Source organism: Arthrobacter rhombi (assembly GCF_039526245.1).
Taxonomy (GTDB): domain Bacteria; phylum Actinomycetota; class Actinomycetes; order Actinomycetales; family Micrococcaceae; genus Arthrobacter_H; species Arthrobacter_H rhombi.
Genome location: NZ_BAAAIV010000016.1, coordinates 1 through 17,841 on the forward strand (window position 1 = coordinate 1; position 17,841 = coordinate 17,841).

The window sequence follows — 17,841 nt, forward strand, 5'->3', positions numbered from 1 at the left end:
CGAAGAACCATCCCCGATATCAGCCACGGCCTCCGCCGCCGACGCGACACTCTTATCCATTGCCAACTCAATGACCTCCCTTGGCCGATGTACGACGTCCTGGCACCCTGCAGCCACAGGATGTGACCAGCGTTACTTCCAAACCTATCGCCATCATGCCGCGCGGCCCACATTGGCCTAGATCAGGAAACATCGCTAGCGGCTGCTCCACCCACCATCAACGGTGTAGGAGGCGCCGGTCACCATCCCGGCGTCCGGAGAAGCCAGCCACGACGCCAGCGAGGCAACTTCCTCAGGTTCGACGAGCCGCTTGACGGCCGACTCGGTGAGCATGATCTTGGCGACCACCTCATCCTCGGGTATGCCGTGGAGTTTTGCCTGGTCGGCGATCTGTTTTTCTACCAAGGGAGTCCTGACATATGCAGGTTCGATGCAGTTGCTCGTCACCCCGTGCTCGCCGCCTTCCAAGGCGGTGACCTTGGACAGCCCTTCGAGTCCATGCTTTGCTGCGACGTAGGCACTTTTGTAGGCCGATGCGCGCAGCCCGTGGATACTGGAAAGGTTGATGATCCGACCGAATCCGCGCTCATACATCCCGGGGAGGACCGCCCGGATCAGCAGGAACGGAGCCTCAAGCATGAGGCGATGGATCAACCGCCAATCGTCGGGCACGAATTCATGGACGGGACTGATGCGCTGGATGCCAGCGTTATTCACCAGGATGTCAGCATCCAGCCTGAGAGATTCCAAGCTAGCGGTATCCGAGAGATCAATCTGCCATGGCGTTCCACCGACCTCGGCTGCTACCTTTTCGGCCGCGTCGCCGTTCAGATCAGCGACCGTTACAGTGGCCCCGCGCTCCGCAAAAGCCCGGACGCAGGCGGCCCCAATACCACTCGCGCCTCCTGTGACGATCGCGTGGCGTCCCTGAAGATTCTGGCTCATGTCTTCTCCACTCCCGTTCTGGCAATGCATGGTGTCCGAGGGCCACGGAGACAGCTGTCCGTGTGGCAGCGAGGTCGCTGTATTCCCTCCACGGATCATTGCACGTCGAGGGCTGAACCGTCAGCGGTAAACCTAAGGATTGCAGGCGGGACGCTCCCCCCTATTGGCCATCCGTAGCTTTTCGGGAGTTCCGCTACTCCGCCACCTCGTGGCGAGCGTTTGCACGCCACCGGATTCCGGCGTCAACGAAGTCGTCAATCTCGCCGTCAAAAACGGCGCCGGTGTTACCGACCTCGTGTTCGGTGCGCAGGTCCTTGACCATCTGGTAGGGATTGAGGACGTACGAGCGCATCTGGTCGCCCCAGGAAGCCTTGACGTCGCCGGCGAGCGCCTTTTTCGCAGCGTTTTCCTCCTCCTGCCGAACCAGCAGTAGCCGTGATTGCAAAACGCGCAGCGCGGCGGCTCGGTTCTGAATCTGTGACTTCTCATTTTGCATGGACACCACGATGCCCGTGGGAATGTGGGTCATCCTCACGGCAGAGTCGGTGGTGTTCACCGATTGGCCGCCCGGGCCCGAGGACCGGAATACATCTACCTTGATCTCGTTTTCGGGGATCTCAACGGAGTCCGTTTGTTCGATCAAGGGGATGACCTCAACGGCAGCAAAAGACGTTTGACGGCGCCCTTGGTTGTCGAATGGGCTGATGCGCACCAGCCGATGGGTTCCCGCCTCAACAGAGAGCGTACCGAAGGCATAGGGAGCATTTACTTCGAAAGTCGCAGACTTGATCCCAGCTTCTTCGGCGTACGAGGTATCCATGACAGCAGTCGGGTACCCGTGTCGTTCTGCCCAGCGTAGGTACATGCGCAGCAGCATGTCAGCGAAATCGGCGGCGTCGACTCCACCAGCACCAGCACGGATGGTGACGACGGCAGCCCGTTCGTCATATTCCCCCGCCAGCAACGTCACCACCTCAAGTTGGCCGAGGGCCTTGCGCAGCGATTTCAGTTCCTTTTCCGCTTCGGCCAGGGTGTCAGCGTCGTCTTCTTCTCCAGCCAGCTCCACCAGGACTTCCAGATCATCGATTCGCGAGTCCAAGCGCTCAATGCGTTCCAGCTCAGACTGTCGATGCGACAACTTCGAAGTGATCTTCTGGGCAGAGGCAGGGTCGTCCCAAAGGTCTGGCACCCCCGCCTTCTCGGAGAGGTCAGCGATATCTGCCTTGATCGCATCGACGTCTGTGACGGCTTCGATAGAGGCGAATGTATTGCGCAGGTCGCGGATTTCCGCGGAAAAGTCAGAAGAGGCCATGATCCCCCAAGCCTACGTCATCTCGTGAGGCCGGTCCTGGCGCTGGACTCCACGTTGATGGGAATGCCACGTGGTACGAACCAGCCAATGATGGGTGGGCGGACTACTGCGCTGAGTCTGACCACGGCAGTTGTTCCGTCACGGCTGGCACCAGCGCTGGCTACCGAGAAACCATCAAACCTGCTGGCTGCCCCGACGTCAGCCACGTATTTCGTAGTTGCAGCAGCAACTCCCTCATCACTCAAATGGATCTGGATTGAGTCCGTGTCGCCCGAACTCTGTACTTCAAAACTGTCGGCTGCCGCCGTAACGGCACTGTCGGCGACACTGAGGAGCTGGCGCGCTTGGGTGTTCACCAATGTAGCCGCCAACGTGGCGCTGACGGCCAGCAGGACTATCACCACGTACCCAATGATCAAGATCATTGATTGCCCGGCTTCTGCCCCTGCGTCCATGTGGCGACAAGTGGTCGTGTCACGTCCTCCGGGCCGCCTGACGCCTGGAGGGGCAAGATCAGCTGATTGGTGGCGGCGCATTTCAGCCAAACCGATCGACTCGAACGGTCGACGACGAAGACGTTTTCCCAAATTCCAAGTCAGCGCCCGCAGGCAGAAAAGGTAAAGGTACGGCAATCACCACTTCGACCGAGACGGTGGAGCCAGGCTCCAGGCACGCCGAGGAGCAGCCATAGTGCATCGTTGCCGAATTCTTATCGATATTGAGATTGCCGACGGCGACGTCGACGGCGTTCCGAGCCCGTGCTGCACCCGCTTTCTCACTGTCAGATGCGGCAAAAGTCCGCGCCGCGTGGTCGGCGGCACCCACGGCAGCAAATGAAGCGGCCTGCAATTGCGAGGCACTAATGATCAGATACGTCACGGGGATCAGTAGGAGGACTCCGAGGAAAATGAACTCGACGATGGATGATCCCTCCTCTCGAGTTCGTAATTGGGTCCAAACAAGATGAACCTTGCCGTTTTTAGCCGCCATAGGTCGCGGCCTCCCCGCTCACGTTGAGGTGGCCAGCCACAGCGAAATAACCCAGGAGTGGGAAAGGGGCGGTGACTGTTACCCGCAGTCCAGGTTGCCCCCCAATGGTCACCGTCTGGTAGACAACCTCCGCTTTGAGGCCCGGACCGAGCGAGCCGGAAATGAGCTCACGGGTGCGCTGAGCGCCCTCCGCCGGCGAGCGGTCGGCCAAAGTCCCGAAGCGCGCCCCAGACGCGGCGGCGTCCATCAGGGTGTTTCGCACGTGAAGTACCAAGGCGAGCTGCAGAACGGAGATGAACAGCATGGTCAGCAGCGCTGAAACCATCACGAATTCGGCTACCGCAGATCCGTCCTCCGAGCGCAGCGACCTAGCGGCCGGACGGCACGCCAGGGCAACAGGCGTCTGCGGTTCGGTTTTCATGGTTCGCGGTGTGCAGGAGACGTCGTTAGCCGAGCCCCGAAACCCGATTGATGGCTTGGTTGAATAAGTCGCTGAGCCGTGGACCCGCGATAGCAAGCAACGCGGCCACGAGAACCGCCGACATCAGTGTGATCATGACCCATCCGGGGACATCGCCCCGTTCGTCCTCGCGGATGCGCCGACCCAGCCCATTCACGTGCGACAAGCAGATCAAGGTTGCTGTCATTCCGGCGGTGGTTACCGCAGTCCATGCGTTCTTCATTGTGTCCTGCTCTCCTGGATGATTTTGCTTCCTCGTACCACGTTGATTCCGTCCACTACAGATTCATGTCAATGAGAGAAATGCCCGGGTAGACGGCGAAGATGATGGTCAGCGGAAGGATCCCAAAGACCACGGGAATCATCATGCTGATTTCCTTGCGTCCGGCAGTTTCCATGAGTTCACGCTTTGCGGCGTCCCGCACGTCTTGGGCTTGTGCTTTCATGACCTCCGCCAACGGCGTGCCCCGCTCTGCGGCGACAGTGATTGCATCGACAAATCGAGTCATGGCATTCAAATCGAGTCTCTTTGCCATGTGGTGGAAAGCCGCAGCCATTGGCGTGCCTGACCTGACGTCAGCCAACAGGGCGTTGAATTCATCTGGTAAGTCCCCTTGGGAGCTGTTACACACGCGTTCAATGGCCCCAATAGTGCTCTCCCCCGCTGCCACCGCCAAGGCTATGAGTTCGGCGATGCTAGGAAACTGACCCAGGATGCGGCGGCTACGCTTCGTGCCTTGTTCGGTGAGATGCCACTCTCGGAAGATGTACCCGGCCAAGGCCGAAACAAGAAGGATTGGAATCGACAGAAATCCATTGAAGGTCCCGCCAGCCACAGAAGCCGCGATAAGGAGACTTCCAAGCAACAGTCCCGCACCCGCGTAAGTCAACTGCGAAATGCGGAACTCAGTAATGCTGACGTCGAGTCCGGCCCGCTGCAATCGCTGCTGTAGACCGACGCCAGCCGGGTTGAACCGGTTTAGCATGGACACGAGATCCTTGAGGACAGGCCACATAATCTTGACCAGCGGCCCCAACGGCGATTCGGCTCCAACCTGTCCGGGCCTAGCTCGCGAGGGATCCCGTCCCGAACGGAGTTGTCCGGCAATACGGTCGGCAAAGGCTACCCGGCGTAGGGCAGGCAGCCTGACAAAACTCAGCCAGAGCCCGGCTCCCAACAGCAGCCCTAACGCCAACCCCCATGCAAACCCGGGACTCATTTGAGGATCCGTTCTTCGCTGGGTAGCGAACCGATACCGAGCATAATTCGATAGCACACGAAGGAGATGAGGAGCCCGGCCAAAAGCACTATTGCCCCGCTGAATGTCGAATATGCTGCGACCGCTTGCGGCTGGGTAGACATCAGAAGCAGGATCACCCAAGGGGCTGCAACGGCCAGGCGCGCGGCGTTAACGGTCCACGATTGCCTGGCTTCGAGTTCTCCACGTGTCCTCGCGCTGTCGCGTAGGAATCCGCCTAAGGTTCCGAGCATTTCTCCGAGGTCGGATCCACCAACGTCCCGAGTGATCGTCAGCGCCGCAATGATCTTGTCGGCTACGGGATCCGCCAACCGATATCTCAGCCGTTCTATGGCCTCATCAAAACGCGACGTTGCGCGGTAATCCAATCCGAAGTCCGTGAAAGCCTGCCGCAGTGGCTCAGGCCCCTGGGCTCCCAGCTGGATAAGCGCCTCGGGAAGCGAAAGTCCCGCCCGTATTGCGGAACGGAGGTGGTCCACAACATCGGGCCATTGTTCGCGAAGCGCGGCTGCGCGCTTGGCCGCGCGCCAACGGAGCACAAGGACTGGAACGACCGCTCCAAATATTCCGAAGATCATGGCTATGAGTGGCGACATGGTCACGACAAAGACGATGACGGAGACTATCAAGAAGCAAATAGCCATGGCCGAAACGAAACCACCGACGCTGACCTTGTCTAGGCCTGCGTGGAGCAGCAGCGTCTCGATTCGCCGTTTCCGGGCCCTCTTCGGTTTCGCCGGTTCGGTCCACCAGGACTGCCAGATCAGGAGACTGCCCAATCCTAAAAGCAGCCCGAGTACCAGGCTCATCGTCCGGCCCCCAGCAGTGTCGACGTGTCAACGCCGGCATTATCAAATTTTTCGTGTGTCAGGTCTGCTGATTGGGTCATTTGGAGTTCGCCATCAACACGCTGGAAGATCGTCGATGACTCGATAAGTCCGTTCTCCACGCGACGCCCGAGCTTGATGATTTCCGATACCCCGCGGTGCCCCACAGAATCTCGTTGGCAGTGCACCACTAGATCGATGCACGAAGCGACCGTGGGCAGCACGAAGTTCGAATTGATATTCTCGCCGGCTAGCAACGGCAAGGTACATATTTTCGTCACAGCGTCCCGGGCGGAATTCGCGTGCACACTAGCCATCCCGGGCAAGCCTGCGTTCATGGCGATCAGCATGTCCAATGCTTCTGCCTCACGCACCTCTCCAACAATGATGCGGTCAGGACGCATGCGCATTGCTTCCTTCACGATCCGGCGCATGTCTATTTCTCCATGCCCTTCAAGATTTGATTGACGGCACTGCATCGCCACCACGTCCCGAAGTGGGATCTTCAACTCGAAAATTTCCTCCACCGTGATGACCCGCTCGCGGCTACCAATGCCTGAAGCCAAGCAATTCAGCAGTGTCGTCTTTCCCGCTTGGGTGGCTCCGGAGACCAGCACGTTGAGCCCTGCGCCAACTGCCAAGTGCAGAAAATCAGCCGCTTGCCGGCTGAGCGACCCTAATTCGACGAGGTGGTCAAGCCGGGAAGCGCGGGCGATGAACTTCCGGATATTCACAGACCAGTACTTACGAGTGATGTCGGGAATTACCACATGTAAACGAGAACCATCCGGCAACGCTGCGTCGACGAACGGGGTGGAAAGGTCCAACCGTCGACCAGAGGACTTGAGCATTCTTTCGACCAAAAGCCGGACATGCCCTTCCTCCAAACGGATGGACGTCAATTCCGAACTACCTCCCCTCGCCGCAAAAATCTCACTCGGCGAATTAATCCAGATTTCCTCGACATCTGGGTCGTCCAGGAGTGGCTGGAGGGGGCCGAAGCCGGCGACAGCGTCGAATACGGCACGGCCCGTCTCGTCTAGTTGGCCGAGTCTCGGCAACCCCTCCAAAAGTGACCGCTCGTCGTAGTCCCGAACCGCGGCGTTGACGATTTGGCGGACTTCGATGACGTTCTCGGCAGGATCCAGCCCACGGCGACGGACCAGCTCCCGCACTTCGTCTTCGATAATGCGCTGGCCGTCCACTTTCACCTCCAAGCACCCATTGGCACGCGTCCCGTACCCTTGGCGTCCGCATCTGGGGCGGCACCTGTGACACTACCCACCCTTACCCTTGCGAACAAGGGATTACGCCGACGTGTGGATAATCTTGATTTCCGTTGTCCACAGCCCCACAGGGCGGACCACATCTCCTGTATAGGACAACTAGCCTTGGCCCTAGTCAGCGCTGAGAGCGAGGAAGAAACCCGTGGCACTACATGTTGCAGTTGTCCCGCGCCCGACGGGTGATTTCGAAATCCTGCCTACGTCGTATTTCGAAGTCCGCGGTCCGGCGGGTCTCAGCGGATCGGCGCTGGCCAAGGCATTGGCGCAACTCGGCCATCACGATCTCTGGCCAGCCGGCGACGTCCAGCTCAGCGAACTAGAGGAGTTGCCAAACCGGGGAATGTTGACGCTGACCCCATTCAAGCGTTCCGCGGCTCCTGGCCCATCGGCCGCCGCGGTGGTGCTCCTTGCTGCAAAGGGCCCGGATTGCGGACAGCATTTCGGCCTTACTCGCGGCTGCTACTCGATCGGCCGGAACGATTGCGATCTACACGTATTGGATCCTGCGTTGTCGAGACACCACGCCGACATCATCGTGGACCACACGTCAATTGAATTAGTCAGGGACACGGGGACCCCAGCCGATCCCGGCCAGCAGGGCAAGGGGGAACCAAGATTTCTTAGTGTCGGGGACGAATTCGTTCTGGGCGACACGACGTTTCGCCTTTGTCCTGCACGCCCACCAGCACCTGACGCTGCAACACAGGCGCAGCCTCCTTGGCCGCCTCAAGTGACCACGTTGCGTCCAACGTCCGCGACGAGCAGACCCTGGTTGACCTTGACCACCGCATTGCTTCCCCTTGCCATCGGCATCGTCTTGGCCTTGACCCTGGGTTCCTGGATTTTCATGGCATTCAGCGCACTCGGCCTCGTGACCGGAGGCGTTCCTGCCACTCACGAGATTTTGAGCCGGAGAAAAATGCGTCGTCGAATCAGACAGCTCTCGGCAGATCTGATCTCAGACCTCGAGCGCAGGATCCCGCCAATTGGCATTCAAGTCCTCTACATGTATCGATCGGTGAGCGGCACTCGGGGTTCCAACAAACAGCATGCGACGTCGACGACCCATCCGCTGCGTTTTGGCTCGGGTTGTGTCATGCCTCCGCTGGAGATAGATCCTCCGACATATCGCGGCCCGCAAATCTACCCGCTCCGCGGCCCAGTCATCACCAACGTCTCCCCCGGGGGTCTCGGCGTTCTCGCGGGTGCTGGAAGCATGCTCGGTCCTGTCATCCGCGCGGTGATCTTTCAACTGGCTTCTTCCTGCTCACGCACCGACTCTTCACTCATCATCGTGGGTGCAACGGACCTCTTGCCTGCGGAAGCCCGATTTCTGCCCGGCGTGAGGGCATGCAATGGCTTCGCCGATGGCCACATTCAGTTCGATTCATTACCGCCTGGTTCGGTCGTCATCGCCATGCCAGGGTTCACGGATATCGATCGCCTGGAGTCGCTGGCAAGGTCCACCGCCGGCGACCCGCGCGGGCCCAGTCTCATCCTGACAGGCATCAACCGACATGACTTGGCAGATTGGACGCTCGACACCGCGACGTCCACTTTCAGGGACGGCGACCGGGAAATCCACGTCGATCTGGAAGGTCTCTCTCGTTCGACGATGGCCAGCACGGCAGTCGCAGCGGATCCCGAGGTCGTCACCGGCTCAGGGCCACGGGGCAGCATCGGCCGATCAGGCCCGACCGACGGCTCACAACCTAATACGCGATCTGGCTCCCCGTGGAGCAGCTCAAGCGAGTCAGCACTCCGTTGCCGCATCGGCTACTCCCCCGACGGCGCATGCGATCTCGACTTCGTGGAAGATGGACCGCACGCGCTGGTTATCGGAACCACGGGAGCCGGAAAGTCCGAACTCCTCAAATCCATAATCACGGACCTACAGCATCGCTACGGTCCCGACCAACTTGCCCTGGTACTGCTCGACTTCAAGGGCGGCTCGACGTTGGGCCCCTATGCTGAGACGCCCCACTGTCAGAGCCTTGTCACGGATTTGAACGCGGAATCAGGTGAAAGGGTTCTAACCGGGTTGAGAGTAGAACTCCAACGCCGGGAGTCCATGTTCCGCGAAGCCAACGTCGAGGACTACACAGGGTATCGCCGGCTGGCCCTCCCCGACGCCCTTCCCCTGCCACGGCTCCTGGTCACCGTCGACGAGTTCCGTCTCCTTTCGGACGAGCTGCCTGATGCCGTACAGGAACTCATGCGCATCGCCACCGTGGGGCGATCGCTCGGCATGCATCTTTTATTGTCGACTCAACGCCCACAAGGGGTAGTAACAGCTTCGATGCGGGCCAACATCAATTCGGTCATCTCCCTTCGGCTGCTGAGTCCGAGTGATTCTCAGGAGCTGTTGGGTTCTTCCGCGGCGGCCGAGATCCCCACGTCGGCCCCGGGGATGGGCTTCTTCCGACGAGCCGGTGAAGAGTTACGGCCTTTTCGATCGGTACCCGTTGAGCAGCCCAAACCGTCTTGGAAGATCCTCGAGCTCGGACCTGAGTTCCAAGATTGCCAGACGGTGGCGACGATACATGGCCAGAGTGCAGAAGCTACGTCGCCAGCAATGAAGCTGGCGGCCCTGACATCCAGACTTGCCTGCCCCACAATGCCGGTATCGTCTTTCGCCCAGCCGCTACCCGATGAATTGCATGTGCTGCCCGACCACCTCAGACGCGAACCCAGCGACGGCGCAATCGCACTGGGCATGGTCGATGACCTCGAGAACCAAAGGTTGTCGGCCCTCTGGTGGGCTCCGGAGAAGCAGCGCAGGCTGGGCATCATTGCCGCCCCTGGCAGCGCTGCCTCATCAACACTTCTACACATGCTGAGGAAGCTGGCAACGGATGAACCCGAACGACATGTCTATCTTCTGGACGGCACCGGGGGGTTTTCTCCGGTTGCCGCCCTTCCACGCGTCGCGGGCTACGTAGGCACTGGCGAACCAGAACGGATCCAAGAGCTACTGGATGTCTTCACGCTCAACGGTGATTCGCCCGCGGACATGGCCGCGACGCGCGTCCTCGTAGTGAGCGGACTGGCTGCTTGGTCTGCAGTCATGGGGGCCTCAGATTTTGCCGTACTTGATGACCGGCTCGCAGCCCTCGCGCGGTCAGCCGAACAGCGGAATGCCTGTCTCATTGTCCTCGGAGACCGAGACCTGATGTCGTCGCGATACTTTGCGCTGGCGGAGCATCGGCTGTACCTCCGTTTTGGTCTCGGCGCCGAAACCACGATGGGCTGGCCAAAACTCCGAAACACAGCCCCCTTGCCCGGGCGGGCCGTTTGGACTAGTCCAGATGTCGATGGGAAAGGTGCCATCGTCCAGCTTTGCGCTCCGCTACCATTGGGCCCCGAATTCCCCGGGCCAACTGCGAAACTTCCAGTCCAGAGGTGTTCGCCCCTCCCCACAACCGTGGCGGTATCCGCCTTGGGTACCACCCACGCCGTCCCCGGCCGCTATCCCGTCGCGCTCATCGGCCCGGATAACCGCCCCTGGATCTGGGAGCCCGGACCCGTCGGCTTGATCCTCGGTAGCCCCGGATCCGGCAAAACCAGCGTGATCAAGCTTCTGGCGGACCGCCTCAAGCGACATGTCAGCATTGCCTTCACGGTGGAACAGGACTGCACTCCCCCTGATGTCCTCCTGCTGGACGACGTCCTGGAGCTACCAGATGCTGAGCTGACGCGGATCGAGGTGATGATCCGCGCGGGGACGCGGGTCGTGATGACCGCAGATCCGGACCGGTCCAGACTGATGCGGCTTCCAGCAGCTGCTCGGATGTTGTCTTCCAACGCGTTTCTTCTGCTCAATCCACGGCAGGCGGCAGACGGGGATATCCCCGGCTGGCGCATCCGCCCACATCTAACCGAAATACCAGGCCGAGCCGTCGCCATGGTCCATGGCACGTTGGTCCAAGTCCAATGCGCCCAAGCCCACGCCTGAGAAATGCGGTCCCCTGCTAGGAGCCGGAACCACGGTCCCCGAAGAACGCCGTGGCCCTCGGGTCGAAGATCAGGAGCAGGATCGCGGCGGCAGGAATAAGCAAGGCAATCCCGAGGACCAGCGCCCAGCCACCCGCGCCGAGGAATGACACCGCGAAAATGACTTGGAAAACCTGCCACACCAGCGCAGCAGCCCGCGTCCACGCGTGGCCCTTGTACACCTGGACGGCGACATTCGACTGCCAGGCTGCCGCCCCCACGATCAGTGCGAGCATGAAGATGCGCCCCCCGAGGGAGAGTGGCCCCTCAGCACCCAAGGACGTTGCATACCAAACGGCTGCCCCTAAGGTGGCGATCGCTTCGAGCAGCAACAAGGAGAAAACGGCGACAATGGATGCTGGCCGATGGGGATTCGCGGTGGGGACATCCGGCTTCTCGCCAGGGGCATTCGAGGAACTCACGTCCTCGAATCTACTCGACCGCGGCTCGGCCCCCCAAGTGGGTTCCCCCACTCTTGGCCGGTCCCGCAAGCTGCGAGACTCCACGCTAACTGCCCCGAAGATGACCCCTTGTGACGAAAACCTCAGGCCATTCGGCCGAATTGATCCCGTCCACCCCTTGTTTACGTACAGGTAACATGAAAACCTTATTAGGCAGTTGCACGGGAGCATGATTTGATGCTCCCTTTTGTGCTGCCACCGCCCCACTTCCCGGATTGTCCGTCGTGGGTCGTTCCCTGACATCTAGCCGCAAGGAGCAACAAAGAGCATGGATTGGCGTAGTCGCGCAGCCTGCCTGGACAAAGACCCCGAACTGTTCTTCCCTGTGGGAAACACCGGCCCGGCCTTGCTCCAGATCGAAGAGGCAAAGAGCGTCTGCCGCCGGTGCCCGGTCATCGACACATGCCTGCAGTGGGCCATTGAGTCCGGCCAGGATGCAGGCGTTTGGGGCGGTATGAGCGAGGACGAGCGTCGCGCACTGAAGCGACGCGCAGCCCGGGCCCGCCGCGCCTCGTAGGGACAAGACCTCAAGCCGTACGGAGGGAGCGAATCCATGGATTCGCTCCCTCCGGCTCGTTAAGACACCACGCCCCACTTCGATGGAGGCCCGCCAAACCACTTCCCAGCCGGGACGGTGGCTCCGCACCGCATGGCCGATTTCGGTTCCACGGGCGTATGTCCACGGAATCACCTACGCTTCTAGCTACCATCGTGGGGTGAGTGAACATGAAGGCGACCCCAGCCGGGGCACATTGATCGACGGCCGTTACCGCATTGTCGAGCGGTTGGCTGTCGGCGGCATGTCCACCGTCTACCGGGCCATGGACGTCCGGCTCGAACGCAGTGTTGCCCTGAAGCTCCTGCATCCTCACCTCGCCGAGGACCCGGCACTCGTCGAGCGTTTCCGCACCGAAGCCATCACTGCGGCCGGCTTCTCCCATCCCCATATTGTCGGAGTGCTGGACACCGGCGTCGATGGCAATACCGCTTACCTGGCCATGGAGCTCATCCGGGGACACACGCTGCGCCAACTCCTTCGCGATCAGGGACGTCTGGCTCCTCGGCAAACGCTGGCCCTCCTCGACGCCATCGTTGAAGGCCTTTCGGCCGCTCATGCAGCCGGGCTGGTTCACCGGGACATCAAACCGGAAAACGTGCTTCTCTCGGACGCCGGACAAATCAAAGTCGCGGATTTCGGTCTGGCCCGTGCGGCCACAAACCAGACGTCCACCGGTAACCTCATCGGCACAGTCGCCTATGTATCCCCGGAACTGGTCACCGGTGCCCCGGCGGATGCACGCAGCGATATCTATGCCTTGGGCATCATGGCCTACGAGATGCTCACCGGGCGGCAACCGTTCGTCGCGGACACGCCCATCGCCGTCGCCTACCAGCACGTCACCAGCGATGTTCCTGCACCTTCGGCGGTGCTTCCGGGCCTGGCCTCGGATCTCGACGAGCTCGTCGAATTCTGTACCCGCCGGGAACCGGAGGACCGGCCTCAGGATGCCGAAGCCCTGCTGGGCGAGATCCGGCAGATCCGCCGCACCCTCACCGACGAGCAATTGGACCACCCTGCAGTGGACCCCTCGACCGTCGTATCCGGATCCGCGGCCAACAACCGAACCGCGTCTGGAGGATCCGCCACCGAGGCAGGTCAAACCGAGATCATCAGAGATCGCACCGACCCGGCCGATGCCACGGCCATCATTGGTTCCGGCGCAGATGCCACCAGCGTCATCGGCGGCGTCGGCGCCACACGGGCTCTCCGCCGGCAGGACGCAGACACTGGTACCGGGGAACTCAGCGCCGTGGCACCTGCCTCCGAGAACACCCGGGAAACCGGAGGACAATCCCTGTCGCCTCGGGCCCGCGAACGGCAGGCCCGCAAGGACGACAAAGCGGCCAGACGCGAGTGGGCTCGCGAGGCCCAGCGGCCCCGCGAGAGCCTCGAGTCGCCGTCGTCCCGTCGACGGGGATGGATCCTGGGCATCGTGCTGTTTCTCGTGGCGGCCCTGGTAGCCACCGGAGCGTGGTTCTTCGGCATGGGCCCCGGGTCGCCGGTCCAGATCCCGCAGTTCAGCGGCCAGCCAGCGGCCACCGCAGTCCAGGCCCTGGCCGCCGACGGCGTCTCGACGAGCCAACGGCAGGTCTTCGATGAAAAGGTCAAGAAAGGGAGCGTGGTCGGTTCCGAGCCAGAGCCTGGCCTGACCATCCGCCGCTACCAATCAGTCGAGCTCCTGATCTCCAAAGGTCCGGAGCTTTTTGCCGTCCCCAACATCGTCGGCCGTGACGATGCTGCAGTGGGCAAGGCATTGAAGTCCGCTCATGTAGCTGCCGGGAAGGTGTCGCGCGAATACAACGAATCCGTCGCCGCCGGTTTGGTGGTGTCGCAGGCTCCCGTCCCCGATCGCCAGGTTCGCCGGGGAACCACTGTCTCCTATGTCGTCTCCCGTGGCCCCGCGCCCGTGAAGGTCCCCGATGTCACGGGACGCCCGGAGCAGGAGGCAGTGGCTTCGCTGGAGTCGGCCGGGCTGAAGGCGCATCAGGACGGCGAGGAATTCGACAAGAAGGTCGCCAAGGGCTCCATCGTTTCGCAGGATCCGGCGTCCGGAACCGCCAAACGGGACTCCACCGTGAACTACACGGTGTCCAAGGGGCCAAAGATGGTCAAGGTTCCCGGCGTGCGGGGCAAGCAGCTGGCTGAGGCGAAGAGCATCCTTGAAGCCGCCGGGTTCACGGTGGAAGTGCACGCGAGCAGCTTCGGCATCATCTTCGGCACCGTGGCCACCCAGGACCCGAAGTCCGGCAGCGAGCAGCCGGAGGGTTCGACCATCACGCTCGGCGTGGTGTAGGACCGGGACACCGTTCATAGAGAGCAGCCCCGGCGAGGTCATTCCCGCCGGGGCTGCGTCGTACGGTATGACCGCGGGTCAGTCGTTGCGCGGCTTGCGTCCCGACAGGGCCCCGGCGACCAGGAACGCCATTTCCAGGGACTGCCGGTGGTTCAGGCGCGGATCGCAGACCGATTCGTAGAGGTCGTCGAATTGGTCCGCCCGGATCGGATCGGCGCCGCCCAGGCACTCGGCGACGTCGTCGCCGGTCATCTCCACGTGCAGTCCGCCCGCGTAGGTTCCCAGCGAGTTGTGGACCTCGAAGAAGCCGCGGACCTCGTCCATGACATCGTCGAAGCGGCGGGTCTTGTAGCCGTTTTCGCTCGTCACGGTGTTGCCGTGCATCGGATCGGTGACCCAGAGGACCTGGGCCCCGGATGCGGTGACCTTCTCTACGATGGACGGCAACTTCTCGCGGATGTTCTGGGCACCCATGCGGGTGATGAACGTCAGGCGCCCGGGTTCGCGGTTCGGGTCCAGCTTCTCGACCAGCGCGACGGCGTCCTCACCGGTGGTGTTCGGCCCGAGCTTCACGCCCAGCGGGTTGCGGACCCGGGACAGGAAGTCCACGTGGGCCCCGTCGAGCTGGCGCGTGCGTTCCCCGATCCAGAGGAAGTGGCCCGAGGTGTCGTAGGGCTGGCCGGTCCGTGAGTCGGTGCGTGTCAGTGCACGTTCGTAGTCCAGCAACAATGCCTCGTGGCTGGCGAAGAATTCGGTGGTCTTCAAGGCGTCGAAATCGGCGCCACAGGCGTCCATGAAGCGTACGGCCCGGTCGATCTCGGCTGCCAGCGACTCGTACTGGGCGTGCGCCGGATTGGCGCGGAAACCCTTGTTCCAGTTGTGGACACTGCGCAGGTCGGCGAAACCACCCTGGGTGAAGGCGCGGATGAGGTTCAGCGTGGCGGCCGAGGTGTTGTAGGCCTTGACCATGCGCGCCGGATCGTGCCGACGGGACTCGGGGGTGAACTCGAACCCGTTGACGATGTCCCCGCGGAATGCCGGCAAGGTGACGCCGTCCCGGGTCTCTGAATCGGAGGAGCGTGGCTTGGCGAACTGCCCGGCCATGCGGCCCATCTTCACCACCGGCATCGAGGCACCATAGGTGAGCACCACGGCCATCTGCAGGATCGTCTTCACCCGGGCGCTGATGCGATCTGCTGTCGCGGCCGCGAAGGTCTCCGCGCAGTCGCCTCCCTGGAGCAGGAAAGCGTGGCCTTGGGCTGCGGCGGCGAGGCGCTCGCGGAGGATGTCCACCTCACCTGCGAAGACCAGGGGCGGCAGCGCAGACAGTTCGTCAACGGCCCGGCCGTGCTCCGGGGTACCCGACCAACTCGGCTGCTGTGCAATCGGCAGCTGGCGCCAGGCATCGAGGCCCGGATCGGCTGCGGGCCCGGGCACCGGGACATGGAAGGGAACGGAAGGCTGGGTCGTATCAGTCACCCGACCAGCGTAGCCGGGTGACGGTCCGCGGCCCTATTTCCCACGTAAAGTTTCGGACCCGGGAGGTGTCTGGTCCGCGGAGGAGGCACCGTCGTCGTTCCCCGTGGTGGTCTCCGGTGTGGGCTCGGTTCCGGCCGACGGGGCCTCGTCCTTCGGAGCGCGGATGTGCTCGACTTCCTTCTTGGCTGCATCGACGGTTGCCCGGACCTGGGCCCTCGCGTTCTCGGCGAGCGTCTCGCGGGCCGCCTTGCGCTCGGCGACGCGTTCTGCGGCGAGCTTGGCCTTGACGGTCGAGGCGTAGGTGTCGACGTATTCCTGGCCGGAGAGGCGCATGAGGGCGTACATGATCTCGTCGGTGACCGAACGCTGGACGAAACGGTCGTCCTCCATGCCCGCGTAGCGCGAGAAATCCAGCGGTTCGCCAATGATCATGCCGACCCGGCGGATGTTCGGAACAGTCTTGCCGATGGGCTGGACCTTGTCGGTGCCGATCATGGCCACGGGGATGACGGGGACCCCCGTGGCCAGGGCGAGCTTGGCGACGCCGACCTTGCCGCGGTACAGCCGGCCGTCGGGGCTGCGCGTCCCCTCCGGGTAGATGCCCAGGATCTGCCCGTCAAGGAGGGCCCGCTCGCCAGCGCCGAGCGAGTTCACGGAGGCTGCACCGCCGGAACGGTCCATCGGCAATTGGTTGGTCAGCCGGAAGAACAAGGCGGTGGCCTTGCCCTTGAGACCCTTGCCGGTGAAGTACTCCATCTTGGCCAGGAAGACCACGGGGCGCTCCACCGCCACGGGCAGGAAGATCGAGTCGGACACGGAGAGATGGTTGCTGGCCAGGATGACGCCGCCCTCGGCCGGGATGTTGGACATCCCCTTGACCCACGGCCGGAACAGCAGGTTGACCAGCGGTGCGATGAGCAGCCGCTTCATGAACCAATAAAACACGTGTGGGAGCCTTCCGCCGGGCGGATCGTCGGGCGCCCGCATCGCGCGGACCCCATGTCGGTTACGCTCTACTCTAGGCACATATCCACCCCGGGGCATCAACCCCGGCCTGTTTGGGAGCGGTATGGAATTCTCAGCCCTGGCCCCGTCCAACGCCGCCGACGGTTTCCGGGTGCGCGGCGAAAACGGTGATGCGGTCCTGCTCATCCACGGCTTCACCTCCGGCCCCCGCAGCATGCGCCCGTGGGCCGATGTGTTGATGGCCGCCGGCTACACGGTCGCGCTTCCGGTGCTCCCCGGGCACGGGACCCGCTGGGAGGACCTGGCGGCGACCGGCCACGCGTCATGGACCCGGGCCGTGGAGGAGGAATTCGACGCGCTGGCCACCACGCACCGCAAGGTCTTCGTCGCCGGGCTGTCCATGGGCGGGACGCTGGCACTTCATCTGGGCATCCACCGCGACCCGGCGGGCATCGTGCTGGTCAACCCGGCGCTGAGCATGGTCGACCGCACCGCGATGCTGGCCGGGGTGCTCAAGCGCCTCATCTCCTCGGTCCCGGCGATCGCCAACGACATCGCCCGCCCCGGCCAGGACGAGGGCGCCTACCCACGCACCCCGGTCGCCGCGGTGCACGAACTACGCCGCCTCATCGCCACCACCCGCCGACAGCTCGATACGGTCAGGGCCCCCGTGCTCGCCTACCGGTCGCTGGTCGACAACGTCGTCTCCGAGTCCGGCATCGATATCCTGCGCCGCGCACTGGTCGGCATGCACGGTTCGGGGCTGCCGCGCCTGCAACTGCGGTTCCTGGAACGCAGCCGTCACGTGGCAACCCTTGATTACGACGCCGATGCCATCTTCGCGGGATCGGTTGCCTTCTTCGACCGGCTGGGAGGGCACCATCGTGGCTGAGGACGACCGCCGGACCCCGCGTGACCGGGCGGCCGACGAGGCCGCCTGGCAGGATCTGGTCAGCCGGCTCGAGGACGTCGGAGACGGGATCGAGGCCGAACCGGCGGCCGGCGAGC

Annotated in this window: 16 protein-coding genes; 4 read left to right on the plus strand and 12 right to left on the minus strand. The window is 62.5% G+C overall.

What is annotated here, in order from left to right; translation table 11 throughout:
- Positions 1-195: 195 nt before the first annotated feature.
- The 9 genes from ABD088_RS13860 to ABD088_RS13900 form a co-directional block, all read right to left on the minus strand.
- The gene (locus ABD088_RS13860) at positions 196-945 is read right to left on the minus strand and encodes a 3-hydroxybutyrate dehydrogenase (protein ID WP_343902548.1); all 750 of its coding nucleotides are present in this window, start codon (positions 943-945) and stop codon (positions 196-198) included.
- A gap of 193 nt (positions 946-1,138) precedes the next feature.
- Complete coding sequence (gene prfB, locus ABD088_RS13865) at positions 1,139-2,257, minus strand: peptide chain release factor 2 (protein ID WP_343902549.1); 1,119 nt, start codon at positions 2,255-2,257, stop codon at positions 1,139-1,141.
- Positions 2,258-2,274: 17 nt separating this feature from the next.
- A complete protein-coding gene (locus ABD088_RS13870; RefSeq protein WP_343902550.1) occupies positions 2,275-2,682 on the minus strand; it encodes a hypothetical protein in 408 nt (135 codons plus the stop codon).
- A 112-nt stretch (positions 2,683-2,794) separates the two neighbouring features.
- Positions 2,795-3,136: a hypothetical protein gene (locus tag ABD088_RS13875; protein WP_343902551.1), complete on the minus strand. Its 342-nt coding sequence runs from the start codon at positions 3,134-3,136 to the stop codon at positions 2,795-2,797.
- Between the two features lie 100 nt (positions 3,137-3,236).
- Positions 3,237-3,668 (minus strand): TadE family protein, encoded by a 432-nt coding sequence (locus ABD088_RS13880; RefSeq protein WP_343902552.1) that lies wholly within the window; start codon positions 3,666-3,668, stop codon positions 3,237-3,239.
- Positions 3,669-3,693: 25 nt separating this feature from the next.
- Positions 3,694-3,894: a hypothetical protein gene (locus ABD088_RS13885; protein ID WP_343902597.1), complete on the minus strand. Its 201-nt coding sequence runs from the start codon at positions 3,892-3,894 to the stop codon at positions 3,694-3,696.
- Between the two features lie 91 nt (positions 3,895-3,985).
- Positions 3,986-4,693 carry a type II secretion system F family protein gene (locus ABD088_RS13890; RefSeq protein WP_343902598.1) on the minus strand — a complete coding sequence of 236 codons (708 nt, stop codon included), beginning with the start codon at positions 4,691-4,693 and terminating at the stop codon, positions 3,986-3,988.
- A 230-nt stretch (positions 4,694-4,923) separates the two neighbouring features.
- On the minus strand, positions 4,924-5,775 hold the full coding sequence (locus ABD088_RS13895; protein WP_343902553.1) for a type II secretion system F family protein: 852 nt from the start codon (positions 5,773-5,775) through the stop codon (positions 4,924-4,926).
- Positions 5,772-6,998 (minus strand): TadA family conjugal transfer-associated ATPase, encoded by a 1,227-nt coding sequence (locus ABD088_RS13900; RefSeq protein ID WP_343902554.1) that lies wholly within the window; start codon positions 6,996-6,998, stop codon positions 5,772-5,774. Before ABD088_RS13900 ends, ABD088_RS13895 begins: the two co-directional genes overlap by 4 nt.
- A 223-nt stretch (positions 6,999-7,221) precedes the next feature.
- On the opposite strand from ABD088_RS13900, the gene ABD088_RS13905 reads away from it, so the two are divergent.
- On the plus strand, positions 7,222-11,034 hold the full coding sequence (locus ABD088_RS13905; RefSeq protein WP_343902555.1) for an FtsK/SpoIIIE domain-containing protein: 3,813 nt from the start codon (positions 7,222-7,224) through the stop codon (positions 11,032-11,034).
- Positions 11,035-11,050: 16 nt separating this feature from the next.
- Here the strand turns inward: ABD088_RS13905 and ABD088_RS13910 are convergent, their stop codons facing one another.
- Entirely contained in the window at positions 11,051-11,494 is a 444-nt protein-coding gene (locus ABD088_RS13910; protein ID WP_343902556.1) for a hypothetical protein, read from the minus strand.
- A gap of 307 nt (positions 11,495-11,801) precedes the next feature.
- Between ABD088_RS13910 and ABD088_RS13915 the strand changes: the two genes are divergently transcribed.
- Positions 11,802-12,050, plus strand: coding sequence for a WhiB family transcriptional regulator (locus ABD088_RS13915; RefSeq protein ID WP_086994524.1), 249 nt, complete (start codon positions 11,802-11,804; stop codon positions 12,048-12,050).
- Positions 12,051-12,249: 199 nt separating this feature from the next.
- Positions 12,250-14,388, plus strand: a complete 2,139-nt coding sequence (locus ABD088_RS13920) for a Stk1 family PASTA domain-containing Ser/Thr kinase (RefSeq protein WP_343902557.1) — start codon at positions 12,250-12,252, stop codon at positions 14,386-14,388.
- A 78-nt stretch (positions 14,389-14,466) separates the two neighbouring features.
- On the opposite strand, the gene ABD088_RS13925 is transcribed toward ABD088_RS13920, so the two are convergent.
- Together ABD088_RS13925 and ABD088_RS13930 are read right to left on the minus strand one after the other, a co-directional pair.
- Positions 14,467-15,867: a class II 3-deoxy-7-phosphoheptulonate synthase gene (locus ABD088_RS13925; RefSeq protein ID WP_343902558.1), complete on the minus strand. Its 1,401-nt coding sequence runs from the start codon at positions 15,865-15,867 to the stop codon at positions 14,467-14,469.
- A gap of 33 nt (positions 15,868-15,900) precedes the next feature.
- On the minus strand, positions 15,901-16,812 hold the full coding sequence (locus tag ABD088_RS13930) for a lysophospholipid acyltransferase family protein (protein WP_343902559.1): 912 nt from the start codon (positions 16,810-16,812) through the stop codon (positions 15,901-15,903).
- A gap of 124 nt (positions 16,813-16,936) precedes the next feature.
- Between ABD088_RS13930 and ABD088_RS13935 the strand changes: the two genes are divergently transcribed.
- Complete coding sequence (locus ABD088_RS13935) at positions 16,937-17,725, plus strand: alpha/beta hydrolase (RefSeq protein WP_343902560.1); 789 nt, start codon at positions 16,937-16,939, stop codon at positions 17,723-17,725.
- Positions 17,726-17,841 lie beyond the last annotated feature (116 nt).

What these genes read in the sequence shown, in the direction of transcription:
- ABD088_RS13895 (WP_343902553.1), bottom strand. Translation starts at nt 5,775, where the DNA reads ATGAGCCTGGTACTCGGGCTGCTTTTAGGATTGGGCAGTCTCCTGATC.
- ABD088_RS13915 (WP_086994524.1), top strand. Translation starts at nt 11,802, where the DNA reads ATGGATTGGCGTAGTCGCGCAGCCTGCCTGGACAAAGACCCCGAACTG.
- prfB (WP_343902549.1), bottom strand. Translation starts at nt 2,257, where the DNA reads ATGGCCTCTTCTGACTTTTCCGCGGAAATCCGCGACCTGCGCAATACA.
- ABD088_RS13860 (WP_343902548.1), bottom strand. Translation starts at nt 945, where the DNA reads ATGAGCCAGAATCTTCAGGGACGCCACGCGATCGTCACAGGAGGCGCG.
- ABD088_RS13890 (WP_343902598.1), bottom strand. Translation starts at nt 4,693, where the DNA reads ATGCTAAACCGGTTCAACCCGGCTGGCGTCGGTCTACAGCAGCGATTG.
- ABD088_RS13885 (WP_343902597.1), bottom strand. Translation starts at nt 3,894, where the DNA reads ATGACAGCAACCTTGATCTGCTTGTCGCACGTGAATGGGCTGGGTCGG.
- ABD088_RS13870 (WP_343902550.1), bottom strand. Translation starts at nt 2,682, where the DNA reads ATGATCTTGATCATTGGGTACGTGGTGATAGTCCTGCTGGCCGTCAGC.
- ABD088_RS13935 (WP_343902560.1), top strand. Translation starts at nt 16,937, where the DNA reads ATGGAATTCTCAGCCCTGGCCCCGTCCAACGCCGCCGACGGTTTCCGG.
- ABD088_RS13880 (WP_343902552.1), bottom strand. Translation starts at nt 3,668, where the DNA reads ATGAAAACCGAACCGCAGACGCCTGTTGCCCTGGCGTGCCGTCCGGCC.